The following is a 25310-nucleotide window of genomic DNA, read 5'->3' on the forward strand; positions in this document are numbered from 1 at the left end:
ATTTTCAAATAAAATCGCCAAAGGGTCAAAGGGGTTTTTAAAGTGGTGGTGCTTCCGGTAAGCTCGTTAAGATTTGTTCCTGCTCTTTTTTCATTGGGCCGATCCAGGACTCTAATATTTCTTGATAGCGCGCGGATTTTTTTAGTTTAGCAAGGCCCACTTCAAATTTTTTTAATAGAAGACGGCCTTCGTCATTCTTGGCAAAGTGGACGAAAATTTCTTCTTCGGTTAGAAGTAGAAGGATCGAAAAATTGCGAAACTCTGGATTTTCTTTCAGCAGATAGTAGTACACGAATTCGTCGATAGCGATAAAGGAAACACGGTTGGCTTTAAGCATACGCAAGCTGTTATAGTCTGATGCCGTAAAAATTTTTTTTATCTTTTTATTTTCATCAAATTGCGGACCGAACGGAAAACCCGTAGGCAGGGCCACACTTCGACCTTCCAGATCGGTGACTTTACCAATCTTCTCGCGAGCGAGGGGTGATAAATTTGTGACGATGAGACCGCGGCTTTTAAATAAAGAATCTTTAGGAAAAAGAAAATCTTTATTCATCTCGGAACTGTGAGCGGAATTAAAACAAGCGGGGAATTTCCCGGCCGCCGTTAAAGCCAGGCATCTTGGATAAGGAACTTGCACCAGTTGCGGTTTTTCATCCACCAAACGAAAGGCTTCTTGCACCAGATCTACCGAAAGGCCCGCGGGCTTTCCCTGTTTTTTGAATGCAAACGGAGGCCATGAGTCCTCCACCATAATTTTTGGAATAGCGGCTTTACAGGTGGAGGAAAGAATCGCTAGGAACAAAAGAAAAATCAAAGTACGCATGCCCTTGTTTTCTAACAAGAGTGCGACAGAGTCTTCTTAAGACTCTGTAATATTAAAATTTCTGGCGAAATCACTTGGAACAGGCGCGATGAATTACTTTGTCCAAATCGCGCCGAATTTGCCTCCCGCTCCGTAAGACTGAACTTTCCACAAGCGATATCCCTGATTGCTCATCTCGTCGTACTTGCTTTGATAGACATCGCTTGTCATATCCACGACGGCGATCCATTCTCCGGGCATTTTCATCCAAACGCCTCCGAAGCGATCTCCCTTAGAAAAGGTGGCGGCTGTGAGAGATGTGCTTTTCCAACCTTGTAAAAGAAGTTCGCTGGATTTTGTTAAATACTGCTGATGATCCAGTCCATAGGTCATCTGAAATTCCAAACCATCTTGTACGAAAACCGCCGCGTGACGGCGAGTGCCTCCGACAGGATACGAGACGTAATCTTCCACTCGGAATCCTTGATTAGTCACCAGGTAATTGTACTTCGTTTGGAAGTCGGCATCGTTCATATTTGTAAACACATAGTAGGGAAGGCGGTCTGCATTCTTTTTCCACAAGGCAGTAAATCGCGGTTGTCCATTATGCACTTGAACTTGCAGTTCGCGAGGTAGCAGACCTTTAAGATCATAAGCGTGAATAGCTTTATTAAACTCGTTGGCACTCAACCAGCCTTCTGCGGCCCATGGAAAACCCACTTTATCATCAAAAGTGCCGGCTGCTTTTACGGAGCCCCCCGAGTTGTAAACACTCAGGCTTTGTAAACCCAACCCCATGTTCGTGTAATAGCCTTTGTAAAAATCTACAAGGCTCCAGCTGACATTGTGAAAATCAGGAAAGTAGGGGGCGAAGAATCGAGGGAAGTTGATTGTTTTTAGCGGAGCATAACAACCTGTGTTCATCTGGGCATAGACCGAGAACGGATCCAGAAAAACCCATTCAGTGGTATTTTTTGGACTGGGCACCGCTAACATAAAGTGCAGGTGGTTGTTGGCGCGCACAGAATCCATCGGTGTGCCGTCGTCATTCAGCCCCGTACCGACGCCGCCGGCGCCGGTGTTGCCGGATTTGCCGATGTACTGTCCAGTGCTAACCCAGTCGCCGACATTCACCGCGATGGCGTGAGATTCCTCACCCCAGTAAAGATTGCTGGTGTGAGTTTTTGTGTAACGCACATACTTTGCGAAACTGTCGGTGGCATTGGGATCTAAAGCGATGATGGCACTGGCGGCATTGATATCATGAGTGTATCCATTTCTTAAATGCATATACATGCTGCGATATTTCGATCCGTCTTTTGCCACGTGTTCGATGACGACAACATTGCCAAACCAGTTGTCCCAAATTTTTGTAACAACGCGCCCTGGAGCTACAGCCACGACATCAAAAGAAACATCCGTCCCGGCTTGAACAGAATCTCTCCAAGAATCAATTCCCGAATGTGCTTCACCGCTGTCGTAATACCAGCCTTGGATCAAAGAAACTTCATTGCCGTCAAAAGGCAAAAAGAAGGGGAGTTGTGGGTGCAGTTTTGCGGCCCAATTTCTGGCGGTGGTTTCGTTTGAAAAAACAGACTTGGGGCCTTTGTACGTCACTTCTTTATTGGCGACCGTATCCAAGATTTTATAGTTGCAGCAATCACTGGCGACGCGTGGGGAGGTACAAAGTCCCTTGTCATCCGGGAGGCTTTTATCGGGCGGCGCAGGGGGGCCTGGATCTGTGGCGACATGTTCGTCATGATCTTCGTAAAGACGGTCCGGGCCTTTATAGATTTTGACGTCATAGATGCCACGAAGATTTACTTTTTTTTCTGCGAAAGTCGAAGATGTCGAAAGAAGAAGAATGCAGACGATCAGGGCGTTTAGGGCTTTCATAGAGCTCCTCCTCCAAAATCAAAGATAGGAGGAGCTTCGCAAAGGCGTAAGGTCTAGTGTTGAGATACTTCCATATTAACCAAGGCGTGATCAATGGCACGAGCCCATTCTAAATTTTTCTTGTTGGCCATCCAACCTGAATTTTTAGAACGCTCTTCCATCAACTTATCTTTTGCGGCGGGATCATCGACAAAACTGAGGGCGCGTGTTGCCACAGCTTTCATTGTTTCATCATCTGATTTTAGAAGTTTCAAAATGTTTGGAATCGCTGGGGCTCCAGATTGACCTAAAGCTTGACTGCACCATTCGCGCACACCGTTTTCTTTGTCATGCACACAAGAACTGGCTGTTTCAAGAACGCTTTTACTGTCTTTCCATTCAACTTCAGCGAAGGCTCGCGCCGCTAACGATTTATCTGTTTGTTGCGGGGCAAAGATCTCCTTTTGCAACGCTGTCAATCCAACAGGTCCAAGACATTCTAGTGCTTTTACGGCAGGATCATCGGCTTCACCCGTTTTGATCGAGGCAACAATGACATTGATTTGTTCTTCATTGAAGTGACGTGCTTTTTCTGGCAAAGAGCACACCATGCTAATCGCGAGATCTTTTTCTGAACTTTCTACGGACAAGTTTGTCGCGACGAAATTATTAACGACGTCTTCTTTTTTTAATTCAGAAACTAAAATCTTTGAAGCCAGAGCACTGGTCTTCGGCGTGTCTAAAAGATTTGTCAGTCTTTTGCTAACCCAAGCACGCTCTTCTTCACCGAGCTTCAACATCACCAAAGAAGAAGCCTCAATGACGGGAAGGGGTTCTTTATCAGTAATGCGTTTCACTAAAAGATAGCCGATCTGTTTCACATTCGCTGCACCAAACTTCATCATTTGGCTGATCGCCGCTGCACGCACGACAGAGTTGGGATGTTTTAGCATAATGTCGGCAAGTTTTGGCAGTCCGACAACAGACTTCATCTCGGTGCACCCCACGGCCTTGATGGCCCAGTAAACCGAGTCGGCATCACCTTGCGCAGTTAAAGTTCTTTGCACGAGTTTATTTTTGTCGTTGCAGGATTCACCGGATTCGACGGCATTTTTAAGTTCGATAGCGATAGGGGAGGACGCTTGAATCGCGTGAGCTGATGTTGCCTCTTCCGAAGAGCTTGCCTGATCTGATTCTTCTGACGGAATCAGGGTTCTTTGAGAAAACGCAAAATCGGGCCGACTTTCGCGATAGGCTGTTGAAATCGTTCTTCCTAAGAATAAAGCCACAATTGGAACTAAAAGAAAAATGGGCCAGCTCAGGATAAACGCTGAGATACGGCTGAAAGCGACGCGTGAACACCACACAAGGACAGGACCCATCAGACTGCGGATGGCGAAGAAAAGACAGATCATAGAGACAACGGGAATCACCGCCGCCTGCCAAACGACTGGAGCCCAATCTGCTTTTCCCATTCCATAAATAATGTAAGCAAATGCAATGGCCACTGCCGCGCGAGCAAACCACCACCAAGGATTTGTTCTTAAGTAAGTGGGCAAAGAATGCGCAATCCAGATTCCTGCTTTTGTCAGAGTCCGGAAATTAAAATAAAGACAGATCGCGGCCCCCGCACCAATAAGTGCCAAGTAATATTCATAAACGAAGGGAAGAAAGCGAATGACAGTACCATCTAAAACCAAAGCCGCGATAATCGAACAGAAAAGTACAAACCACGGCAAGATCAAATAGCGAAGGGCATTGAATTTCATTTTTGAATAGCCTCCAGGTCTTGCGACGAGTGATTAAAATCCTCTCGAGCTTAACACAGGACGGCTATGTGAAAGATTATATTTGGCCGGACCTAGACAGAAGACAGAGTTATTGCGAGACCTTTTGAAATCCCGTCAACCACTCGGTTCCGAAATAAATAAATGCGAGCAGTGGGAATAAGAAACCCACCCACGAAGTGAGCATCCATCCTCCATGCGCATAAGCCCACGCACCGACGTAGCTGCCCACGGCTCCACCCACAAAAATCGTCGCAACATAAAGACCGTTGAGGCGACCCCGAAGCTCAGCCGAGAGAGAAAAAATCGCACGCTGACCCAAAACCAAGTTCGCCGTGATGCCTGCATCCAATAAGATCGCTGCGAACACAAGAATAGCTAACGCCCATCCCGAACCTGGCGCAAAAATATGTGTTATCAGAAATGACACTGACGCAGAAATCATAGCAACGGTCGTAGCTTGTCGACTGAATCCTTTATCGGCCATACGTCCAGCAAGGGGGGCAGACACCGCACCTGCGACTCCGGCCAATGCAAAAAGAGCAATGGCTGTTTGAGAAAGATGAAACTCTTCAACAAGTAATAAAGGCGTCGTTGTCCAGAACAATGAAAAAGCGCCAAACATGAAGGCTTGGTAGATCGCGCGTCTTCTTAAAACGGGAGTTTCTGCAAACAGATTTCCCATGGATGCCATCAACTTCGAATAGCGAATACCCGTATTGGTAGGTTGTCTTTCGGGCAGAAGTTTATAAAGTGCTAACCCTAGTAAGAGCATCAAAGCGGCAGAAAAATAAAAAACCGCGTGCCAAGAAAATAAATCCGTCAGAAGGCTCGAAATAGGACGCGACAGCATAATACCAATCATCAATCCGCTCATCAGACTTCCTACGACACGACCGCGTGTTGCTTCGGGCGCTAAGTGAGCCGCATAAGGCACGATCACTTGCACCGTTGAAGCACCTAATCCCACGGCTAAGGCCGCAAGAAAATAGGGAATCAAACTTGTCGCGAAGGCCAAGCCCAGTAAGCTAACGGTCGTTAGCAAGATCATTGTCAAAATCAGTTTTCGATTTTCAAGAATATCGGCCAGGGGAACGATCATAAGGACACCCAGTCCGTAACCCACTTGAGTCAGAGTCACAACCAAGCCCGCCAAAGAAGGATCTAGATTGAGAGCCTTGCTGATAAGCCCCACCAGAGGCTGCGCATAATAAAGGTTAGCGGCGACAACACCGACCGCCAGGCCTAAAAGCAATATAAGAGATTTAGAAAGCGAATGAGAGGAGGAAGCAGAGGAAGACATAAGAACCTTCATTTGTTAGATACCTATCGAACAATAAATAAACCTGTTCTTGCGTTGGCGCAAGAAGAATGTTAGATATTTATCTAACAATGGAAACTATCGATCATCCGAAACTTAAAGATATCAGTTTGGAACAAGTGCTAAAAGCACTCGGGGATCCTGTGCGTCTCTCCGTTGTAAAGCAGCTCTTGAAGGATCCTGAAGGTGAAATTGCTTGTGGATCTTTTGACTACTCCGTGACAAAGGCGACGTTTTCTCATCATATGCAAATTTTGCGTGAAGCGGGTGTGACTCGCAGTCGCCAAGACGGGACGAAAAAGCTTGTGTCTTTGCGCCTTGACGAACTGGAAAAAAGATTTCCCGGCTTAATTGAAGTGATTCTTACGACTAGATAGATTTATCGAGCGCACTCTTTGAGAAGTCCAGCGCATCTATCTAATATCGTCACACGAATGTTTTCCCGATGCACCAAAAGCTCGGGGAGTTTTGTTTTTTGAACAATGCGATAAAGTTGAATGGCTCTTTCTAAATCGGCCAGACGTTGCTTCTGCGGTCCACGCGAAAGAGGAAACTTCGGCAGTGTTACGTTGGCAACGACGCTTTTTTGTACGTCGGTAACCCAGTCTATTTCTGTTTGAGTTAAATAAATCGTCGGGTGAAAGCGAGTTCCCACATCTTTGTTTGCATCGGCGTGTTTTAACTGCGTATTTAACCAATGAAGTTCTTTAAGGATGTGATTGAGGTCGTCATCATGCTTTTTTCCAAATAGCTGAAAGACGACCTTTTTCCAGGCCGCACAAAAATCTTCAAAGGTGATGTCTTTCGCTTTTTCATAAAGCGGTGGGTTGGTGATGTAATTCATGGTGCGCTGTAAAACATCCGCTGAAATGACGCTGCTATTGCTTTTTAAACTGACACGCATCAGGTGATGCGCCCAGCTTACGATATTAGAAACAGCACGACTGTCGACAAGACCTGTGCGGAAATTCAAGTGGAAGTCTTCCCATACCAAAACGTCGACGGGACGCTCTAGAAGTGCATCTAATGAACTTTTTTTTCTTTCGGCTTTAGGCAAAGAAAAGAAGGTTTCCAGTTGTTTCGAGAACTTTTCAAAACTGTCCGTCCAAAGATTTTCTCTCTGGCAAGTTTTGTAAAGCTGAAAGGCCTTCATCGGATTTGGTTCAGCTTCATCCAGCAGGGCATTGATTCTTTGTTCAAGCAAACGTGGAAACGAACTCCAAAGTTCTTTGATCATAAACAAATATTAACACGATCCTATCTGGAAAGTGCATTTGCGTATTCTGTCGAACTTCTAGACGATCAGGGCTTATGAAGAAGCCCTTACACCTGTAAGCTGATTTGGAAGCGGGCGTCGCCAGCAACTCCGAAGCTTGTCACATCCATAGTGCAGCCGCCGTTGCTTGCCGCCGCTTTGACCAAAAGATAGTTTCGTTGTCCATTACCCGCGATACGCCGGTTGTTCGGTATAATATCTGGTGAGCCAGGAATATTCCTGCTGTGAATAGAACTTGAAGTCAGTTCGAAAGTTTCATAGCCAAGAGCTTCTTTTTCAATTTTAGAAATCTCACTGTAATGAACATCACCGGAAGCAAAAATAACTTTACGCGGAATCAGTTTCAACTCTTGCAAAAAGCCTTTGAAGTTGTCGGGATGATCCCCGGAAACAGATTCTTTCCATGGGACATTTGGAAAGAACTGACTGCCATTCATCAGCCATGTAGTTCCTGGGTTTTCCCAGATTTTTTCGAAAATCCAAGTTTCCTGTTCTTTTCCCCAATGCGCATAGCGGTCTTTACTTCCACGGCGTTGGCGAAAGCTGCGATCGTCTAAGAGCAGAATCGTCTGATTCGAAAATTTTAGCGCACTGGCAATGCCGGGACCCTTCTCAAGAATATGGCAATGGCTGGTATCTTGGGCAAAGAAATTGAGGAAATTTTCTTGGGACTCTTTGACGAATTTAAAATCGACACTGTTGGTGTCGTTCAGTCCGAAATCATGATCATCCCAAGTGGCAAAAATAGGGATCAGACGGCGGCTGTAGTATATTTCTAAAGTGTGGCGTGCTTCACAGAAGCGATTCCAAAGATGAGCGGGGTCGGCTCCTGTCAGAGGAGAGTCGCTATCGGCATAAACAGAATCCCCGATGAACAACAAAACATCTGGCTTTTTTTGAACCATATTCTGCCAAATTTCTGGCGCATGTTCGCGATCGTTCATACAGGAACACAAAGCGAAACTTAAATCTGGTTTGCTCAAATCCAGGGTTTGAAATTCTCTTTGATCTAAAAGCTCTCGCGTAACGGCATTGACCAGGTGAAGCTCGTAAGTCTCGTTGACATCCAAGAACGAAAAATAAACTTTGGTGATCTTTTTAGTGTGATCGCGAAAAGCGACAGTGCGGGTAAAGTCGGGAATGCGCCGACGTCCACCAGAGTCTACGGCATAAATGTCTAAGATCTCGGTGTTGTTATGAACTATCGAAAACTGTGTCTTGGTATCGTCCGTAGCACCTTGCAAGATCGAGGGACCTGACCTGCGCAGAATTTTTGGAATTTGATAAGCATTTGCTTTTCGCGTAAGTCCCAGAGCGGCGGCCTGAAGAAGGCCCAGCTTAATAAAGTTTCTTCTTTCGATTTTCATGAACCAATCCCTTTTTGATCAGACAAGTTCAACAAGTCTTGGTTCAAAAATGAAGTTAGGTTCTCGTCATGTTGGCAAATGGCAAATAAAACTGTTTAGCTCTGTTGTGCGAACAGCTTTTCGATTTTGTCCCATTTTTCACAGGTGTCGGTACGAATGGTGATCTCTTCTTGGCTCCAGGGATTTTGCATTCGAATCGACGTGGCCTTCAGGCACAGTCCACGAATGTCCAAGTGATCGCGAAAGAAACGGTTGTGATGGGAATCTCCGTGCTCGATGTCACCCAAAAGAGGATGAGCGATTCTGTCAAAGTGTCGGCGAATCTGATGCCAGCGTCCGGTCACCGGGTTGACTTCCACCCAAGAATAGCGGGCTGTAGGATATTTCTTGCCGACCGGAAAGGGCAGTTCCACCGTGCCCCGTCTTTTGTAAAGTGTCGTTGATTCCGCAAGCACACGGCCTTCATCAATTTCTAAGGGCAGATCTATGCGGCCTTCTTCTTCTACAAAACCGCGAACAACCGCTTGATAGGTCTTGTGCATTTTGCGATCTGCAAAAAGCCGGTTTAATTCACGCGCCGAATCCCGGCTCATTGCGAACAAAAGGACACCACTTGTCGGAGCATCCAAACGATGAACGGGAAAGACATCTTGGTTAAAATGTTTTCTAAGATGATAAAGACAGATTTTTTCGCGAGGAACGGGATAAGGTGATAATTCAGGGGGATGGACAAAGTATCCCGCTGGTTTATCAATCGCAAAGAAGTGTTCATCCTGAAAAAGAATTTTAAACGGATTCATAGACGGGGAACATATCAGAACTCGCTTGGAAAAGGAATTTTAAAACTTAAGGCATATTATAAACGCGAGCAGAAAGGCAGGCGGCGCTCCCGCTGGATTTATGAAAACAATCCAAGGGAGTCACAATCACATTTTTTCCCATCATCTCTAATTGATCGATGATCTCCTTTACGTCGTCACCTAAAACAATGGTGTTACCGACTTCGACCATGTTTAAGCCAAAATTATAGGCAGCTTTCTCTGAGGCGGGGATGAGCCTTTTTAGCTCCGTTAGATTTGACAGGCGTTCCCAGGCCTCTTCAGAAAAAGCCTCGCGACAAGCAAATGCGGTTCCATCACTGAGAACTGCGCAAGCCAAATCCAAGTGAAAAAAACGCTTAGAAACAAGTTCTAAAGGTACCGTTTCGATACCTAAAAAATCCTCCACTTCGTTAATGGCACGATATTCCGTTCGCTGCCCGTAACCCACCAGTGCCATTTTCCTAGAAGGGAGCAAAGTTAGGTCGCCGCCTTCGAAATAATTTTCAGCTTCTCCGGCGATGCGAAAACCAAGATCTCTAAGGCCATGTCCCCGATGGTATTGTTCATCTCTGCGTTCATGATGTCGAGGATGCGCCATAAAGGCCATGCGCTCACGGCCATTATCGATCAGCAATGCACTGTCTTTCACAAAGACAGAGTCTAAATCATCAGGCACGAGAGGAACTTCAAGCACCTGGGCTCCCGCTTTTCGTAAGACGTGACGAAATCGTTCGTGCTGTGCGCAGGTTTCCTGACTATCCCAGATGGATAATTCTTCAGCGTCACAGGTGCTTACGACCAGGGTCGGATGTGATTGTGCCTTCATTCAGTGACTCATTTCATAAGTACCAACAAGATCGGCTTCACCCAAAATATGACCTTTCATGGCCTTCAACAAATCCTCTTTGGTAAGAATGCCATTCTGAGGCAAGAACGTATTCAATGCATAAATTTTGTGGTGATAGTGATGCTTGCCAACTGGAGGGCAGGGGCCGCGGTAGCCTTCAGCCTTCCAGTCGTTTTGCACTTCTTGAGTTTCTTCCGGAAAGTCATGAAAGTTTTCAGGCAGCGCATGAATTTCTGCGGGAATATTATACACCACCCAATGCACCCAAGTTCTTTTTGGAGCTGAAGGATCTGGAGCGTCGGGATCATCCACGATGATCGCATAACTTTTCGTACCTTGAGGTGCTCCATACCATTCGAGTGGCGGCGACATATCATCGCCTTCGCAAGTGTACTGTTTAGGAATCTCGCCGTTGTTTTCAAAAACAGGCGAGCTTAAGGTGAAATCAGTTTGCATAAGTGACCTCCAAAAAAATAGGGAAGCCATCCCCCTATAGAACGACTCCCCTATCTATTGAATTAAACTTTGCCAGGATGCTGTGGGTTCTGATGGGTTTTTTCCATTTTGTCTCCAGCATCGTGGATTTTTTGACCCACTTTCGGAGCACCCATATCAGAAATTTTACGTCCTGCTTTTTCAAGGCTTTCACCTACTTTGTCAGCGAAAGAATCTCTTTTAGAGCCTGGTTTATTCATTTCAGCCATACAGCCTCCTTTTTATTTATTATCTCACTTTCAGTTCGCTCCTAAAATCACCGATGTGCGAAACTTGTGCTCACACACGAAGAAAGAAAACAAATTACTGGCTTAAGTCGCGATCCTTTTTGCGAGGTTTTTGATGAGTCGCTAGATACTCGTCCGTTTTGGCGGCGACTTCTTCAATGCCTCCGGGAGTGTATTTAAAAGATGCTCCCAATTCCGTTTGCGGGCTGTCTTCAGCTCCTTGATTTTGATAGCCGTGCAAAGAAGCGTCCAGCGCATCAGCGGCGCGATCCATTTGTTCCTTCACATCTACTTCACCACGCATGAAATCTCCCGGCTCATCTTCGAGGGGTTCATAGGAACGTGTTTTAGCACCTAAGTTTTCATCATCGGGACGAAGATTGCTTTTATTGGTCAAATCCTGATCGTTCAGAATTTCGTTTTCGTCGCGTGTGTTTTCCGAAGGTTCGCCACGGGAAATTTGCGTGAATTCGGGGATGGGGGTGCGATCTCTGTCAACCATGGAAACCTCCTATTTCGCCAGCACTGGATTTCTTCTTCCATCCAGCATTGTTGATCCTCGGCGACGCAGTTCTTGTTCTGCGTAACCCAAGCTAATGCCCCAAACAATGTGGGAAGCAAACATCATAAAATTTCTTTTCTTAGTCATATTCGGTGCCGATGTTGAAAGACCCATGCTGGGAATTAAGCCGTAATAACTTGCAAGCCACACGCCCACTCCAAAAAGACTTCCTTTGATCACAGGATTCCCCGGAAGTTTCGAAGCAAGTATTGCATACACGGCGCCTGCCGCAGCTCCGTAACCGAAATGGGACACCATTGTGAACATCTGTTGCTGCTGCGATGTCAGATTTTTTGCGAGGCCTGTTTTTTCACCGATCTCTCGGCTTAAAAGGGCTGGAGGAAGCGGAGCCTTTTGTAAAAAGGGCAGACTTTTAAAAGCCTGAAAAAGAGAAATCGTCATCGAACTTGTTGCCATAACTCCGGCCCAAAGACCACGAAGCAGTGTGTTCATAGATGCCTCCTTATTACCAACCTCATTATAGAGGATTTCAGAGGAGATGATCCTAAGAACGCTCCTTTTCTGTCGGAGATCACAGCCACAGAGCCCTTTATCTAGGATTCTATGATGACTTTTTAATAAAAGTTTGCCATTCTGTTTGATGCCCTTTGCTCGGGTTAAAAAAAGGAATTCCAAGTGTTTTTAACGCCACTGACATTACTGCAAATTTCTCAGCTTCGTGACTCTGGAGAGCGTGTGCCATTCAGCGAGCGCGAGGCTTATGTCGATGGTTTAGGGCTTTTGGAAGATCAAGGTCTTGAAGGTTACGAGCTTCTTTCTAAAGACGAAGAGCCGTTACAACTTCTGCTGTTCTTTCACGATGCCCAGCTTAACAAGGGTGTTAAAGTTCGTATCGAAGAGATGAACTATCAGGGCGCCTTGAATTTTTCTTGCGAATTCTGCGCCCAACATTTTCCTAAACATGAAAACTGCGCACACAAGTGGGCGGCCTACGTCACTTTATGGCAGGCTTTGACTTTAAATGAAAACAAAGAAGAAAATCCGGTTCTGTTAAAGCTTGCGCAAGATCTTAAGTCGCCTCTTTTTTTAAGCCAGGGAAAAACGGCAGAGGCGCGCAATGCGATTCCTAAAGATTGCCAATTGGATTCGTTAAGTTTGATTCTGGAAGATCATCCTCTTTTAAAAGGGTCTCCGCTAAATTCTTTTTTGGATAAAGACTTTAGCAAGTACCGCTTGCAGGACATCAACAAAGAAAAAGAGCTTTTATCTCCGATGCTTTGGAATATGCCCGAGGTTTTTAGAAAAAAGCTCACCGCTTATTCGGATTTCTATCTCAATGAAGTGAATGAACAGAATCGTTTGGCGGGCATGATTCGCTATAACTTCAGTAACGGAATGCAAGTGAGTGCAAAAGATATTTTGCGTCATCCTTTGCATCGCGTGGTGCCTCGCCATCTTCTTCCGCAAAAAGCGTCACAAACATCTGCTTTTAATCAGTGGCCTTTGACTCAGCAAAAAGAACATCTTTTTGTCAGCCAAAATTTGCGGGAACTGGAAGAGGTTGTGCAGCAGCTTCTAAGCACCGTGGCAACCCAGCTTCGTCAAAAAAAGATAGATCTTTATTTGCAAACTAAGAGCACGAATATGCGTGCCTTGCAGATCAAAGATATTGAATTTGATCCTAGCACCGAGCTGGATTGGCGTTGCGAATTTGTCGAGCGGGACTATTTAGAATGTGATTTCAAGCTTGTCAGCGGAACGAAGAAAAACTTCCAGTTTTTTGAAACTGTCGCCCTGGACCCGGAAAGCGGAACTTTGATGGTGCACCCATGGCTTCGGGAGTGGAATCAGCTAGAAGAAGTTCTTTACAGTGTTTCTCAGGAAAATGTCACTTGGGTGCATCACCCCGGTGAAATGCCCATTGTGTCCGTTATCGGCGAACTCGAAGCAAAATCAGTTTTAAAATATCTGCGTTCTCGCCAAATCCCCACGAAGGTGACGGGGACATCGGTGACACTTTCACCGGGGCAAGGCCTTATAGCTTTGCAGTTGGACGACAAAGGCGAATTTTACGTTGAACATAAGGCGCGCATCAAGGGTCAGAAAGATTTATCTCGCAAGGGATTCACCCCACGAACGACCTTGTATCTTCAAGCGATGTCAGAGGGCTTGGCTTTTTTACTTAATGCCGATGCAAAAGATGTGGCGACACGAAGTCGTTTAAAACGCGACTGGGATTTAAAGCTCTTAAGGCACTTAGGAATTATCCAGTACTTAGTTTTCGAAATTTTGAATCACCACTTTGATGGTGGCACTTTGTCTGATGGACGAAAAGTCACTAAAGAAGAACTCTTCATGGCTTTGCACGAAAAGGTGCAGACTTTGTTGGTAAGTGGTTCAGGGCTTGTGTTAGCTCGAGACATGACACTGGAAGAGCTTTGTTCAAAACCAGTGCTTACAAATTTTGAAGATTTTGTTCGTAAAACTTTTGAAGTTCTAAATTCTTCTGAGTCTTTTTATTCAGACCAAGGAGAAGTGACTTTAGAGGGCCTGGTCGAGCGTGAATTCCGACTGATTTATGAAATGCTCAAAGAGTGGGCTATTTCTACGAATGGTGAAGCCTTTAAAAAATCTCGCACTTCCTTGTTATCAAAAATTTGGAGTGGTGACCCTGATGCCGATCCTTATTTGGCCAAAGGCACCTTCCATTTGCCGTCTGCGAAAAAAGATGTGCCCCATTTGCACGAGACGCTAGAAACTTTCCAGGCTTTGATTCCTTTTGGATTTCAGATTTACTTCAACGGGCAACCTTTACAAGAGTTGCAGGAGGATGAATTTAAAGTCGACTTCATTCTTCAATCGGATGATGAAAAGCGCGACATCAATTGGTTTGAACTGAATCCGAAGTTCTTCTTGCGCGGTGAAGAGATCGATCCCATGAATATGCGCAACTTCGGCAGCGGCGGCGTGATTGAGTATCAGGGAAAATTGTTCCTGGTACCTCGAAAGCAGATGCCATCTTTGCGTCGATTGGAAAACTTCTGGTTGAAGCTGCAAAAAGGCAAAAAGGATTCGGCGAAGAAAAGCATCGGCGATAAGGTGTATCAACTGCCAAGACATCAAGTCCTTGAGCTATTGGCTTTGCGGGCTTCTGGTGTGGGTATTCGTGGTGATGAAGAATGGAAAAAACTTTGCCTATTCTATGACAGCCTCGGACAAGAGAACCGTGAAATTCACATTCCAAAAACTATTAAAGCGCATCTTAAGCCTTATCAATTAAAGGGCGTGCAGTGGCTGCAAGATCTTTATCGTCTGCGCCTGGGCGCTTTGCTGGCCGATGACATGGGTCTTGGAAAAACGTTGCAAACTTTGACCTTCCTTGAAGATTTGCGCACCAAAGAAGACTTGGGACAGGTTTTAATCGTGGTGCCTTCATCTTTGATCTTTAACTGGCAAAGCGAAGTGGAAAAGTTTGCTCCGGAATTGCCTTTCCGTGTTTTCACTTCTAAAGATCGAAACAACATCGGTAAAAAGCTAGAACTGAAAGAAGACGTCGTCGTTATTACGACCTATGGTCTTTTAATGGAAAACGAAGACTTCTTAAGTCAGTATCAATGGAAAGTTTTGATTTTTGATGAAGCTCAGAATTTAAAAAATATCACGACCAAACGTACAAGCTCTGCCAGAGCCCTTAATGCGAGATTTAAAATCTGTCTGACGGGAACGCCGATGGAAAACCACTACGGCGAATTCTATTCTTTGGTGGATTTGTTGGTGCCAGGCAGTTTAGGTCGCCTTGAAGACTTCCGTCGTCAATTCGTCAATACGGAAATGGTGACTCGAGAAGAAATTGAAGATCTCAAATTAAAAATGAAGCCTTTGCTTTTGCGCCGGACGAAAAAAGAAATTTTAGATCAGCTTCCGGAAAAACAAGAAACGAAGGTGAGTATCGCCTTTGAAGACAGACAGCGCGAAATTTATAGAGATATCGCTTTATCATACAATCAGCGGGTTCAAGAAAGCTTATTGACTCAAGCCGAAGCCAGCGTGCAACTGCAAATGTTGACGGCACTTTTGCGTTTAAGACAAGCTTGTTCGGATCCCGCGGCTCTTCCAAATGTCAGATACGATCGTGTGCCACCGAAATTGGAAGCCCTTCAAGATTCTTTGCAAGAAGTTGTCGAATCCGGTGAAAGTGCTTTGGTGTTCACGCAGTTTATTCAAACTTTGGAACACACTGTGGAGTTGCTCAAGAAATCCAATATTCCGGTTTTTGCATTACATGGTGGAGTGCCGACAAAACAAAGACAAAAAATTTTAGCGGATTTCAACGCCACTAAAGGTGGTGCCGTCTTAGTTATGACCTTAAAAACGGGTGGGGTGGGCCTCAATCTGACGAAGGCCAGCTATGTCTTTCACTTAGAGCCTTGGTGGAATCCGTCTGTGGAAAACCAAGCCACAGACCGCGCGCATCGTTTAGGTCAAAATAAAGCGGTGCAAGTCTTCCGTTACATCATGCACGAGTCTTTGGAAGAAAAAATTGAACTTCTCAAAGGCCGTAAAGACAAAAAGTTTCAGTCCTTGTTCTCAGCGGCGGAAACTGCTGGAGAATTAGGCCCAGGATCAGGTGCTTTAAGCAAAGAAGACTTCGATATTCTTCTGGGTTTAAAGTAGCGGTATTTTTTATTTGACTAAAGAACCTGTTCTGCGCGAAGTTGCCAGGCAACTAGGGGTGCTAGCGACCATGGGGGTTGCTGGCTGAGAATGACCCTTTGAACCTGATAGAGATAATGCTCGCGCAGGGAAGGTTATGAATAAGATATCGATGCTGGCGTTCGCCGGTTTTTTGACGCTCTTTTTTTCCACAAACTCATTTGCTAATGAAACGACGACGACCACTCTGTCAGAGTCGACTCTTTCTTCCGTTATGATTTCAGACAGTCAAGTGGCGGATTCAGAAGTCAGTGGTTTCTTTGACGTATCGGTCAAAGAACTGCCAGCCTCGCTGCATATTCTATCTGCCAAGAAATTAGAAGAAAACAATGTGCAAAGGCTTTCAGAGATCACCACTTTAGATGCCTCGGCGTCTGATTCCTACAATGCCGCTGGGTACTGGGACGCGCTTTCCATCCGCGGCTTTACTTTGGATAATCGCACGAGCTATTTACGCGAAAATCTTCCCATCAACGCAGAGACTTTTATCGCTCTAGAGAATAAAGAACAAATCGATATCTTAAAGGGCTTAAGTGGGGCTCAAGTCGGAGTGTCAAGTCCGGGTGGTGTAGTGAACTACAAGGTGAAAAGACCCACCATCAAAGATTTGCGTGCAGTGAAGATGCAAGTCGGCGAGCAGGGAAGTTTTTTAACGGCGGCTGACGTTGGCGGAAGATTTTCTTCGGCCCCTCAGTTTGGTTACCGAGTGAACCTGGCTCAAGAAAATCTGGCGCCGGAATTAGAAAATGCAAAAGGCAGCCGTTCTTTGGTTTCTTTTTCGGGTGATTGGAACTTGTCTTCGGCAAGCCTTTTACAGACGGAAGTGGAGTGGTCTCGCCGTTCCCAACCCAGTCAGGCGGGTTTTAGTCTTTTAGGAAATAGACTTCCGGATCCGGTGAATCCACGACTGAATTTGAACAATCAAGAATGGACTCAACCCGTGGTCTTTGAAGGAGTTGCCGGAAGCGTCGGATTAAAGCACAGTTTCAGCTCTTCTTGGAATCTTCAAGCAGTTGCCGGTTTCCAGAATCTTGTCACGGATGATCGCTTGGCTTATCCGTACGGGTGTTCAGCCGAAAATAACTACGATCGCTATTGCTCTGATGGAACTTACGATCTTTATGATTTTCGCAGTGATGACGAAAAGCGTGCGACTTATTCTGGAAAAGTGTCTTTCGATGGAGTGCTGCAAACGGCTGCGCTCACTCACAAGGTCAGTGTGGGAGTCATGACCGCAAATCAACAAACCCGCGTGCAAAAACAAGCTTACAACTATGTGGGTGTGGGAAATGTCGAAGGCACGGCTCAGCTTCCTCAAGACCCTGCACTGACAGATGAAGGAACGAATCGCGATTCGACAACAACAGATGTTTTTATTTTTGATAATCTTAAATACGAAAATTGGAATCTATGGTTGGGCTTACGCCACAGCATGATTAATCGCGAAAGCATCCGCACGGATGGCAGCCGGGCGGTGTCGCACGATCAGGCCTTCACTTTACCTTGGTTTGCGCTCTCGTATGATTTTGAAAAACTCATAGCTTATGCCAGCGTCGCTCAAGGTGTGGAATCTTTCGTGACCCCGAACAAAGTGGACTACACGCGTGCTGGCGAGTATGTTCCCGATGTGATCAGTCATCAATATGAAGTGGGCCTTCATGGAAACGAAGAAAACACCTGGTTTGTTACGGTCTTTCACATTGACCGACCTTTGATTCTGGATCAAAAGCCCTTATACCAAGTCGATGGAACGGCTGAACATCAAGGGCTTGAGTTGGGTGGTGAATACCGCCTTTCCAAATGGCTTCTTGAGGGAAGCGCCATGGTTCTTAAAGCCCGTCGTAAAGATGCAAGTGTGGCAGAGAATCTTAATGATAAAAATCCGATCAATGTTCCTAGTCACACGTTGCGTGCGCAAGCGTCGTACCTAGTTTCCGACATCAAGGGTCTGACACTTAACACGCGCTTAGTGCAAGAAGGTTCCCGCGCTGTGACCGCCGACAATACTGTGACGTTACCGACGTGGACTCGCTGGGATGTGGGCGCCTCTTACAACACGGCTATCGCGGATGTGAAAACTCAGTGGCGCGTTTCCGTGGATAATGTCCTGGATACACGCTACTGGAAAGAATCACCTGAACAGTACGGGCACTTGTATCTATATCCAGGGCAGGCAAGAACTTTTTGGTTAAGTCTGCAAGCCGCACTTTAACATATCGCTCTTTTTTCAGCGCAGCCTTATAATCAATGACATGAAAATCTTCACTGTAGGTTATGAAGGCTGCGATATTGATGAGTTCACAGAGGGGCTCAAGGAAAAAGGTGTCACCCACGTCGTGGATGTACGAAAAAATCCATTAAGTCGTAAGCGTGGTTTTTCGAAGAAAAAGCTAGCAGAAGAACTTGCGAAAAAAGACATTGCCTACACACATATGCCCGGCCTCGGTGTGCCAACGCTGTGGCGTAAGCAAGCAAAGACCCATTTAATCACGAGGGAAAAAATGTTTCGTGATTACGTAAAAAAGGTCTTACCGAAGCAGCAAGAAGAAATTCTGCAGCTTTTAAAGCTGGGAAAGAAGAAAGGTCTGACACTTTTATGCTATGAAGCCGACGCTTCAGACTGTCATCGGCGTTATGTGGCGGAAGAAATGGATCGCCATCAAAAAGGCAAACTCAAGATCGAAAACTTAGTACTTAAAGATCAAGAGGGAATCTTTCTTTTCAATATCGGGAAGAGGGGCCGAGCCTCTTCCGCCTAGTCATCCAAATAGGATTTCAGTTCTTTGAGGTGATAGTTCCATCCCACTTTGAAATCTTTCATCGTCGAAGACCTTAAAGCTTCAGGAAGGGTGTCCCAGCCTTCGTGTTTCACGGTCAGGGTGCGAACAGATCCCTTATCTTCGATAATAAAAGAACATTGTGTGTTGGCGTTCTTGGGCCAATTTTTTTCTTTCCACGTGAACGAGATCAGTTTTTCATTTTTAACGGCGGTGACTTTGCCGGAAGCCAATTGCTTTTCGCCTTCGTCATTTTCCCAAGGTTCTTTAAATGAGCCGCCGACTTTGGCTTGCAAGACCACGTCATCACTCCACCAGTTTTCTAATTCTGTGGAATCAGTAAGGGCTTTCCAAATCCAGGCAGCGGGAGCTTTTATGCTGACAGAAAGTTCAATGATGTCTTTCATGGTGAAACCTTTCGTTAGATACCAAACTTCTTACGCATTTTTTCGATGTCTTGCACGTGTCCACGAACTGTCAAAGTCAGACCGCGATTGTCGTAGTTTTCTGAAAGGACGCGCATCTTTGCGCGGATTTCTCCGATCGCACCTTGAACATCGTAGGGGATAAGAATCTCTTCATCGATCATCGCGGTTTCAAAATGCTTAATCAAACGAAGACGCAAATTGGCTACATCTTCTTTGTTGTGTGCGGATAAGAATATCGCATCGGGATATTCCTGCTGCAATTTTTCACGTTCTTCCGAAGACAAGCGGTCCACTTTATTTAGAACCAGGATGCTATCCAGGTCGCTCGCTCCCACTTCGTCTAAAACTGATTTCGTAACTTGCAATTGGGAGCGGAAAGTAGGATCCGAAGAATCCACAACATACAAAAGCAATGAAGCATTGGCTGCTTCATCCAATGTCGATTTAAAAGAGGCCACCAGGTCATGCGGAAGTTTTTTAATAAATCCGACAGTATCTGAAATCAAAATCTTGGGGCGAGATTCAGGATATAAAACACGCACCGTTGTATCTAAGGTCGCAAAAAGTTTATCGGCCACCAAGACTTCACTGCCAGTCAGGGCGCGCATCAAAGACGATTTACCGGCATTCGTATAGCCGACTAAAGCCACAGAGATTTCTTGATTACGACGCGAACGACGCGTGATGTGCTCTTGAGAGATCGCAGAAAGCTCTTGTTTCAACTCTTTGATGCGATCGCGGATTTTACGACGATCGAGCTCGATGCTAGTCTCACCAGCACCTTTACCGCCGATACCTCCGCCACCGCGGTCTTCTCCTCCCGCAGTTTCGCGCAAGCGAGGTGCTACATAAGTAAGTCTTGCGATCTCTACCTGAAGTCGCGCGGCCTTGGTGCGCGCATGGCGGCTGAAGATCTCAATGATGACACCTGTGCGGTCTAAGACCTGAGCTCCTGTGGCACTTTCCAGATTACGAAGTTGAGAAGGGGACAGGTCACAGTCAAAAATAACCACTTGGGCTTTTTCGCGAGGCACTTCCGATGCAGAATCCAGGGACAGATCTTCGCTTTCTTCAGGAACATCTTCAAAATCATCTTCGATCTCAAAGTCATCTTCCTCTTGATTTTTTTCAAAACGCAAAGCCGCCTTGTGTTTCTTTTTCACCACCATCGGACCGACAACGCCGGTCCCGCCCGTCCAAGAGGCTAATTCTTTCATTTTGCCGTCACCTAAGACGGTGGCGCTTTTGGTAGAGCTGCGTTTTTGTGAGGTTTGCCCCACAACTTGGTATCCCAAGGTGGTTACCAGGCGAGAAAGCTCTGCCAAAGAGCCTTGGGTCTCTTCATCGGAAACACGCGGAAGTTGCACACCCACGAGAACAGCTTTAAGAGGTTTTGAGTTATTAAGAATGTCCATGAGGCCACCGTGAAGAAAGGGATGAATTTACGGCATCATAGCAGAATTCCCATGGTTCCGAAATGGAATTTCGGTTATAGTCCGCCATAAATTAAAGGAACATAAGCTCGTGGTACAGATTGGTCATTTTAACAAACTCAAGGTCGTCAAACATGCGGATTTCGGTGTCTTTCTGGATGGCGGCGATGATGGAGAGATCCTGCTTCCCTTACGTTATATGCCGGATCAGTGTGAAGTTGGTGACGAGCTTGAAGTTTTTATTTGCTATGACTCTGAAGACCGCTTGATGGCTACGACCGAAGAGCCCTTTGCGCAAGTGGGAGAGTTTGCTCACCTTAAAGTCAAAGCCATCGAAAAAGTCGGTGCCTTCTTGGATTGGGGCTTAGCGAAGGACTTGTTTCTTCCTTACAGTGAACAATCCCGCGAACTGCGCGTAGGTCAGTATGTTGTGGTTCATATTTACTTGGATAAAACCGATCGTATTACGGCGAGCATGCGCTTAGATCGTTTCATTGATAAAGAGCCCGGCGATTACAAAGAAGGTGATGCTGTGAATCTTTTTATCGCGGCCAAAACTGATTTGGGATTCAAGGCCGTGATCAATGGCCGTCACTGGGGCATTCTTTACGAAAACGAAGTTTTCCAACCTCTGTATCATGGCGAAAAGTTAAAAGGGTATATCAAGAAAATCCGTCCCGACGGAAAAGTCGACCTCAGCTTACAACAAACAGGACATAAAGGTTCTGACGATATCGGTGAAAAAATCTTGGAGCTTTTAAATGAAAAACGCGGCTTTCTTCCTTTGACAGAGAAAACCGCCCCTGAAGAAATTTATAAGCTTTTTGGTGTTAGCAAAAAGAAATACAAAATGGCTTTAGGCGGCCTTTATAAAAAGCGCCTGATCACGATTGAAGACGATGGTATCAGGCTGGTGGAGGGCTGATACTGTCTTGCTCCTTCGGCTTGTCTTTATGACCGACGGGAGTCAGATCGTCGAAGGCCGGTCCTTCGATCACTTTACCGTGACAATCAAATCTTGAACCGTGGCAAGGGCAATCCCAGGATTTTTCTAAAGAGTTCCAGTGAACCACCCCCGCGAGGTGAGGACACACGGCAGACATAAACTCCAAGTGTCCCACTTCGTCTTTGTACACCGCCACTTTTTTAAGTCCTAAATTAACTACGGCGCCTTCGCCTTCCGGAATGTCATCCAACGACTTCACATGATCGGGGGTGACATACTCAGTGTATTGCGCGGCAACGTTCGCATTTTCAGAGATGAACTCTTTGGCCGCTTTGAGATTCACCCGGCTTGGATCATACAGCTCTTGCCAAGGGTTGGGACGATTCATAATTTGATCCCGAATCAATATTCCTCCGACCACACAATGGGTCATGCCATTTCCCGAGTCGCCGGTGATGATATAGACATTGTTCTTATCCATGGGGTTGTGCCCTAAGAATCCCATTCCATCGACGGGCTCCATCACTTGTCCCGACCAACGATAGCGCACGGACTCAATAGGGAAGCGTGTGCGTGCCCACTCTTCGAGGTTTTTCAAAGAATGTTCAGGGTAGGGGTTTTGTCCCGTCTTATGATCTTCACCGCCGACGATAATAAGATCGTGAGTGACTGAGTAAGGCGTCGTGCGAATGTAGTGGTACGGATCTCCGGTATCCCAACAAAGCACATGAGGGAAGCGCCCCTTGGCGATAAGACCAGCCACCACGTATGTGCGGTAAGGTGCTTGTTTTGTGTGAATCGCAAACAGGTCATTGATCGGTGAGTTCGTCGCCACCACAATGTTCTGCGCGCGCACGGTGTGCCCATCACGAGTTGTGACTGAAGCTTGTTCTCCACCCTGTACGTCCACGACGACGGTGTTGGTAAAAATCGCCTGACCTTTTTTTAAAATGGTATCAGCCAGTCCCCGTAAGAGTTTTAAAGGATGAAGCTGAATCTGTCTTGGAAAGCAAAGACAAGTCCCGCAATCAAATCCTAACGGAGGCTGTTGAACGAGCTTTACTATAAGACCGGCGCGGGTGGCCGCGCGAAATTCATCTTCTAGCGTAGTCAGATGATCGCCTTCGGCCAGGAACAGATATCCATCAAGATGTTGCATCTCGCATTCGATGCCTTCTTCTTTGATGATGCGTTCGATTTCATCTAAGGCAGCCTGATGGCTTTCAGCGGCGAAAGAAGCTTTCTCTTCACCGTGCAGTCTTTCAATTTCAAAGTACCGGTCATCAAGGGCGGTTGTAAAGTGAGCCGTGGTTCTGCCGGTCTGCCCACTTCCTAATTCGTGGGCCTCTAAAACGCAGACAGAGCGACCTTCTTTCATCAATAGATAGGCCGTGATCAATCCGCCCAGACCTCCGCCGACCACGCATGTGTCGACCATAAGGTCTTTGTCCAAAGCTTTGGTCGGTGGCATTTCCACCGAGTCCATCCAATAAGAGTGGGTTTCGTGTGTGTGATATGTGTTCATACGCCCATTTTATATCGCGGACATGTCGATGCCAGATGTATAGAAACAGTGTCTAGGGTGGCCGCATTCGTTTTTGAATCGCTTTCAGTTAAACTCTTTATATGACACGCAAAAATCTTTTTTACGCCATTATCGCTTTTGTCGTCGGAGTGTCCGTGTGGCTCTTCTATGTCAATCGTGAAATGCGTGAGACCCAAAGTCTGATCCTGCAACAGGCCGAGCGTCCGACACGCACTGTCGCTGCCGTGCCCGAAACAAACTTAGCCGTAGAACGCGCTCGTGTGCAATCCGAGATCACTGTGCTTCAGCAGCAAATCAGTGATGAAAGAACTAAACTTCAAAATCAGCAAAGGCTTTTAGAAGAAATTCGCGCCCGCACTCAAAATAGCATGCAGAATCAGAACCCCAATAATTCTTCCGCCATTCCACCGCAAGGATCCTATGGAACTCAATTGCGATCCACATCCAATCAGATTCAGGATTTTTTAGAGGATCTCCAAGGGTTTGATCGTATACAAGAAGACATCAACCAGCATGCTTCCGATTTGATGCGAGATCAGACCAGTCAGGCGCAGATGCTAAAAGAACAATTGGATCAGGATATTCGCAATATGGAAGCCGCTGTTCGTGAAACTCAGCAAGAATGGACCTTCTGGGTCTACAACGGGAACTACATCAACGAAAAAACCGCACGGCTTTCTGAACTTCAAACGCTTTTAGAAACTCAAAGACAGCAAATCGAGGTTTTAAAGCAGCAGCGCGCAGATGTGTCAGCCCAAGCACTCGCAAATACGCAAGCGATTCAATCCGAAAAACAACAGGCTTTACAGGATCTTCAACAAACACGTTTAGATATTCGTGATGAAATCGCAGCTCTACGACAGGAAATGGTTCAGTTGCAACAAGTCCAATCCCAAGCGCAAAGCAATCAATCCACTTTGAGTTCTCAGATTCGACAAGCTCAAGAAAATGTACGTCGACAACAAGAGCAGATCCGTGTTTTAGAGTCGAATTTGCAGCAGAAAAATGAAGAGCTCAGCCTGATTCGTTAGATTAGTACGAATTGCACCAAGGCTGTGGCGTGATCACTTTCTGAATTTCGTTTGCGCGCATATAAAGAAATTGAGAACCCACAGCTAATTTCAAACGTTGAGTTCTTTGCGAAGGCACGGCGGCCGTGACGATCTGTCCGTAACCTTGACTGTCGGTCATGGTCACACCTTGGATGCCTTTTAGATTCCAACGCACATTGCGGCTTCCCAAGGGTTGTAGGTCTTCCTCTGAAAGAACCGTCGAAATAGTGCCCTCAGAATCGCGACAGAGCAGACGGAAGTGAATCACAACTAAATGCTCTTTGTGGCAGTTCTGTGAACGTGAATAGCCATAGCCCGTGTCACAGGTATTAAAAGATTTTTCGGAAAAGCCCAAGCTATCGCGGTCTCTTTCAAGTTGCAGGTGTCTTTGGATAGCGATGTAATCAATAGCTGTAGTTTCTTCAGCAACGGGTTCTGAAGCGGGCGGGGGAGTCGAAACTTCCTTCTTAGGAGTCGTCGTACACGCCGCAAGTATCAACGCAGGTAAAATCAGAATCAGAGATCTCATTGTCGTCCTTCTTTGGAATGTTGAAACATTATGACATAAATAAGGATCACCTTACAAAGTTCGATGAAGTGCCGAACTATTGGCTAATTATAAAGGTCTAGATTGGCAGAAGAAGGTCGCCTTGAAATGAGACTTTTCCACTCTGCCTCCATAGTGTCTGTCTATTCTCATCCTAGCAAACGAAGGAGAATCTTATGAAAAATCGAAGACAAGTCCTTGCAGACCTTCAACTCTATATCGCCACAAGTGTTATTCTTGCACTCTCGGCTCCGGCCTTGGCACAGCAAGCAGACAGCGCGCGCAGTAAGTCGCATGAAGAGCATCGTGCCGCTTTCGACGCCTGTCGTGAAGAATTGGGATTGCCAGCTCCAGTTCAAGGCGAAAGACCCCAAGCCTTGGATGAGGAAACACGGGCGCAGATGGATGCTTGCTTAAAGGAAAAAGGCTTTGAGCCACCGAAATTTGGTCGTGGCCACGGAGGACGTCCGCCTAAACAAGACAGCTCGTCGTCTTCAGGTGTTCAATAATAAAAAGGGGCTCTC

Annotated in this window: 23 protein-coding genes and 1 riboswitch; of the genes, 7 read left to right on the forward strand and 16 right to left on the reverse strand. The window is 46.0% G+C overall.

Going from position 1 to position 25310, the window contains the following annotated elements; genetic code table 11:
- Positions 1-37 precede the first annotated feature (37 nt).
- From AZI87_RS16695 to AZI87_RS16710, 4 genes are all read right to left on the reverse strand, one after another.
- On the reverse strand, positions 38-826 hold the full coding sequence (locus tag AZI87_RS16695) for a substrate-binding periplasmic protein (protein WP_063209355.1): 789 nt from the start codon (positions 824-826) through the stop codon (positions 38-40).
- A 93-nt stretch (positions 827-919) separates the two neighbouring features.
- A complete protein-coding gene (locus tag AZI87_RS16700; protein WP_063209357.1) occupies positions 920-2701 on the reverse strand; it encodes a M23 family metallopeptidase in 1782 nt (593 codons plus the stop codon).
- A 53-nt stretch (positions 2702-2754) separates the two neighbouring features.
- A complete protein-coding gene (locus tag AZI87_RS16705; protein WP_063209359.1) occupies positions 2755-4449 on the reverse strand; it encodes a HEAT repeat domain-containing protein in 1695 nt (564 codons plus the stop codon).
- Between the two features lie 109 nt (positions 4450-4558).
- Entirely contained in the window at positions 4559-5770 is a 1212-nt protein-coding gene (locus tag AZI87_RS16710) for an MFS transporter (RefSeq protein ID WP_063209361.1), read from the reverse strand.
- A 68-nt stretch (positions 5771-5838) separates the two neighbouring features.
- Here AZI87_RS16710 and AZI87_RS16715 point away from each other — a divergent pair, with 68 nt between their 5' ends.
- On the forward strand, positions 5839-6165 hold the full coding sequence (locus AZI87_RS16715) for an ArsR/SmtB family transcription factor (protein ID WP_216635272.1): 327 nt from the start codon (positions 5839-5841) through the stop codon (positions 6163-6165).
- A 2-nt stretch (positions 6166-6167) separates the two neighbouring features.
- Here the strand turns inward: AZI87_RS16715 and AZI87_RS16720 are convergent, their stop codons facing one another.
- From AZI87_RS16720 to AZI87_RS16755, 8 genes are all read right to left on the reverse strand, one after another.
- Positions 6168-7025: a hypothetical protein gene (locus AZI87_RS16720; protein ID WP_063209363.1), complete on the reverse strand. Its 858-nt coding sequence runs from the start codon at positions 7023-7025 to the stop codon at positions 6168-6170.
- 86 nt (positions 7026-7111) lie between these two features.
- Entirely contained in the window at positions 7112-8431 is a 1320-nt protein-coding gene (locus AZI87_RS16725) for a hypothetical protein (protein ID WP_063209365.1), read from the reverse strand.
- Between the two features lie 95 nt (positions 8432-8526).
- A complete protein-coding gene (locus AZI87_RS16730; protein ID WP_063209367.1) occupies positions 8527-9231 on the reverse strand; it encodes a pseudouridine synthase in 705 nt (234 codons plus the stop codon).
- 46 nt (positions 9232-9277) lie between these two features.
- On the reverse strand, positions 9278-10078 hold the full coding sequence (locus tag AZI87_RS16735) for a dimethylarginine dimethylaminohydrolase family protein (protein ID WP_063209369.1): 801 nt from the start codon (positions 10076-10078) through the stop codon (positions 9278-9280).
- Positions 10079-10555 carry a YbhB/YbcL family Raf kinase inhibitor-like protein gene (locus AZI87_RS16740; protein WP_063209370.1) on the reverse strand — a complete coding sequence of 159 codons (477 nt, stop codon included), beginning with the start codon at positions 10553-10555 and terminating at the stop codon, positions 10079-10081.
- Positions 10556-10617: 62 nt separating this feature from the next.
- A complete protein-coding gene (locus AZI87_RS16745; protein WP_063209372.1) occupies positions 10618-10803 on the reverse strand; it encodes a hypothetical protein in 186 nt (61 codons plus the stop codon).
- A 94-nt stretch (positions 10804-10897) separates the two neighbouring features.
- Entirely contained in the window at positions 10898-11323 is a 426-nt protein-coding gene (locus tag AZI87_RS16750; protein ID WP_063209374.1) for a hypothetical protein, read from the reverse strand.
- 9 nt (positions 11324-11332) lie between these two features.
- Positions 11333-11836 (reverse strand): DUF6789 family protein, encoded by a 504-nt coding sequence (locus AZI87_RS16755; RefSeq protein ID WP_063209376.1) that lies wholly within the window; start codon positions 11834-11836, stop codon positions 11333-11335.
- Between the two features lie 183 nt (positions 11837-12019).
- Between AZI87_RS16755 and AZI87_RS16760 the strand changes: the two genes are divergently transcribed.
- The 3 genes from AZI87_RS16760 (at position 12020) to AZI87_RS16770 (ending at position 18816) form a co-directional block, all read left to right on the forward strand.
- Positions 12020-16018: a DEAD/DEAH box helicase gene (locus AZI87_RS16760; protein WP_063209378.1), complete on the forward strand. Its 3999-nt coding sequence runs from the start codon at positions 12020-12022 to the stop codon at positions 16016-16018.
- A 44-nt stretch (positions 16019-16062) separates the two neighbouring features.
- Positions 16063-16167, forward strand: a riboswitch (TPP riboswitch).
- Positions 16155-18269, forward strand: a complete 2115-nt coding sequence (locus AZI87_RS16765) for a TonB-dependent siderophore receptor (protein ID WP_253696952.1) — start codon at positions 16155-16157, stop codon at positions 18267-18269. Its footprint overlaps the riboswitch before it by 13 nt.
- Positions 18270-18309: 40 nt before the next feature.
- A complete protein-coding gene (locus AZI87_RS16770) occupies positions 18310-18816 on the forward strand; it encodes a DUF488 domain-containing protein (protein ID WP_063209380.1) in 507 nt (168 codons plus the stop codon).
- Here the strand turns inward: AZI87_RS16770 and AZI87_RS16775 are convergent.
- A complete protein-coding gene (locus AZI87_RS16775; RefSeq protein WP_063209384.1) occupies positions 18813-19241 on the reverse strand; it encodes an SRPBCC family protein in 429 nt (142 codons plus the stop codon). The two genes, AZI87_RS16770 and AZI87_RS16775, sit on opposite strands and share 4 nt — an antisense overlap.
- Positions 19242-19255: 14 nt before the next feature.
- On the reverse strand, positions 19256-20677 hold the full coding sequence (gene hflX, locus AZI87_RS16780; protein WP_063209386.1) for a GTPase HflX: 1422 nt from the start codon (positions 20675-20677) through the stop codon (positions 19256-19258).
- Positions 20678-20786: 109 nt separating this feature from the next.
- Here hflX and AZI87_RS16785 point away from each other — a divergent pair, with 109 nt between their 5' ends.
- Positions 20787-21620: a CvfB family protein gene (locus AZI87_RS16785; RefSeq protein ID WP_063209388.1), complete on the forward strand. Its 834-nt coding sequence runs from the start codon at positions 20787-20789 to the stop codon at positions 21618-21620.
- On the opposite strand, the gene AZI87_RS16790 is transcribed toward AZI87_RS16785, so the two are convergent.
- Positions 21601-23166, reverse strand: a complete 1566-nt coding sequence (locus AZI87_RS16790) for an FAD-dependent oxidoreductase (protein ID WP_081112262.1) — start codon at positions 23164-23166, stop codon at positions 21601-21603. The genes AZI87_RS16785 and AZI87_RS16790 overlap by 20 nt on opposite strands.
- A 101-nt stretch (positions 23167-23267) precedes the next feature.
- On the opposite strand from AZI87_RS16790, the gene AZI87_RS16795 reads away from it, so the two are divergent.
- Positions 23268-24218 (forward strand): hypothetical protein, encoded by a 951-nt coding sequence (locus AZI87_RS16795; RefSeq protein ID WP_063209390.1) that lies wholly within the window; start codon positions 23268-23270, stop codon positions 24216-24218.
- Between the two features lies 1 nt (position 24219).
- On the opposite strand, the gene AZI87_RS16800 is transcribed toward AZI87_RS16795, so the two are convergent.
- Positions 24220-24768 carry a hypothetical protein gene (locus AZI87_RS16800; RefSeq protein ID WP_063209392.1) on the reverse strand — a complete coding sequence of 183 codons (549 nt, stop codon included), beginning with the start codon at positions 24766-24768 and terminating at the stop codon, positions 24220-24222.
- A gap of 194 nt (positions 24769-24962) precedes the next feature.
- Between AZI87_RS16800 and AZI87_RS16805 the strand changes: the two genes are divergently transcribed.
- Complete coding sequence (locus AZI87_RS16805; RefSeq protein WP_063209394.1) at positions 24963-25295, forward strand: hypothetical protein; 333 nt, start codon at positions 24963-24965, stop codon at positions 25293-25295.
- Positions 25296-25310 lie beyond the last annotated feature (15 nt).

The organism is Bdellovibrio bacteriovorus, assembly GCF_001592745.1.
GTDB lineage: Bacteria > Bdellovibrionota > Bdellovibrionia > Bdellovibrionales > Bdellovibrionaceae > Bdellovibrio > Bdellovibrio bacteriovorus_B.

What these genes read in the sequence shown, in the direction of transcription:
- AZI87_RS16695 (WP_063209355.1), bottom strand. Translation starts at nt 826, where the DNA reads ATGCGTACTTTGATTTTTCTTTTGTTCCTAGCGATTCTTTCCTCCACC.
- AZI87_RS16700 (WP_063209357.1), bottom strand. Translation starts at nt 2,701, where the DNA reads ATGAAAGCCCTAAACGCCCTGATCGTCTGCATTCTTCTTCTTTCGACA.
- AZI87_RS16705 (WP_063209359.1), bottom strand. Translation starts at nt 4,449, where the DNA reads ATGAAATTCAATGCCCTTCGCTATTTGATCTTGCCGTGGTTTGTACTT.
- AZI87_RS16710 (WP_063209361.1), bottom strand. Translation starts at nt 5,770, where the DNA reads ATGTCTTCCTCTGCTTCCTCCTCTCATTCGCTTTCTAAATCTCTTATA.
- AZI87_RS16715 (WP_216635272.1), top strand. Translation starts at nt 5,839, where the DNA reads ATGTTAGATATTTATCTAACAATGGAAACTATCGATCATCCGAAACTT.
- AZI87_RS16720 (WP_063209363.1), bottom strand. Translation starts at nt 7,025, where the DNA reads ATGATCAAAGAACTTTGGAGTTCGTTTCCACGTTTGCTTGAACAAAGA.
- AZI87_RS16725 (WP_063209365.1), bottom strand. Translation starts at nt 8,431, where the DNA reads ATGAAAATCGAAAGAAGAAACTTTATTAAGCTGGGCCTTCTTCAGGCC.
- AZI87_RS16730 (WP_063209367.1), bottom strand. Translation starts at nt 9,231, where the DNA reads ATGAATCCGTTTAAAATTCTTTTTCAGGATGAACACTTCTTTGCGATT.
- AZI87_RS16735 (WP_063209369.1), bottom strand. Translation starts at nt 10,078, where the DNA reads ATGAAGGCACAATCACATCCGACCCTGGTCGTAAGCACCTGTGACGCT.
- AZI87_RS16740 (WP_063209370.1), bottom strand. Translation starts at nt 10,555, where the DNA reads ATGCAAACTGATTTCACCTTAAGCTCGCCTGTTTTTGAAAACAACGGC.
- AZI87_RS16745 (WP_063209372.1), bottom strand. Translation starts at nt 10,803, where the DNA reads ATGGCTGAAATGAATAAACCAGGCTCTAAAAGAGATTCTTTCGCTGAC.
- AZI87_RS16750 (WP_063209374.1), bottom strand. Translation starts at nt 11,323, where the DNA reads ATGGTTGACAGAGATCGCACCCCCATCCCCGAATTCACGCAAATTTCC.
- AZI87_RS16755 (WP_063209376.1), bottom strand. Translation starts at nt 11,836, where the DNA reads ATGAACACACTGCTTCGTGGTCTTTGGGCCGGAGTTATGGCAACAAGT.
- AZI87_RS16765 (WP_253696952.1), top strand. Translation starts at nt 16,155, where the DNA reads ATGAATAAGATATCGATGCTGGCGTTCGCCGGTTTTTTGACGCTCTTT.
- AZI87_RS16770 (WP_063209380.1), top strand. Translation starts at nt 18,310, where the DNA reads ATGAAAATCTTCACTGTAGGTTATGAAGGCTGCGATATTGATGAGTTC.
- AZI87_RS16775 (WP_063209384.1), bottom strand. Translation starts at nt 19,241, where the DNA reads ATGAAAGACATCATTGAACTTTCTGTCAGCATAAAAGCTCCCGCTGCC.
- hflX (WP_063209386.1), bottom strand. Translation starts at nt 20,677, where the DNA reads ATGGACATTCTTAATAACTCAAAACCTCTTAAAGCTGTTCTCGTGGGT.
- AZI87_RS16790 (WP_081112262.1), bottom strand. Translation starts at nt 23,166, where the DNA reads ATGAACACATATCACACACACGAAACCCACTCTTATTGGATGGACTCG.
- AZI87_RS16795 (WP_063209390.1), top strand. Translation starts at nt 23,268, where the DNA reads ATGACACGCAAAAATCTTTTTTACGCCATTATCGCTTTTGTCGTCGGA.
- AZI87_RS16800 (WP_063209392.1), bottom strand. Translation starts at nt 24,768, where the DNA reads ATGAGATCTCTGATTCTGATTTTACCTGCGTTGATACTTGCGGCGTGT.
- AZI87_RS16805 (WP_063209394.1), top strand. Translation starts at nt 24,963, where the DNA reads ATGAAAAATCGAAGACAAGTCCTTGCAGACCTTCAACTCTATATCGCC.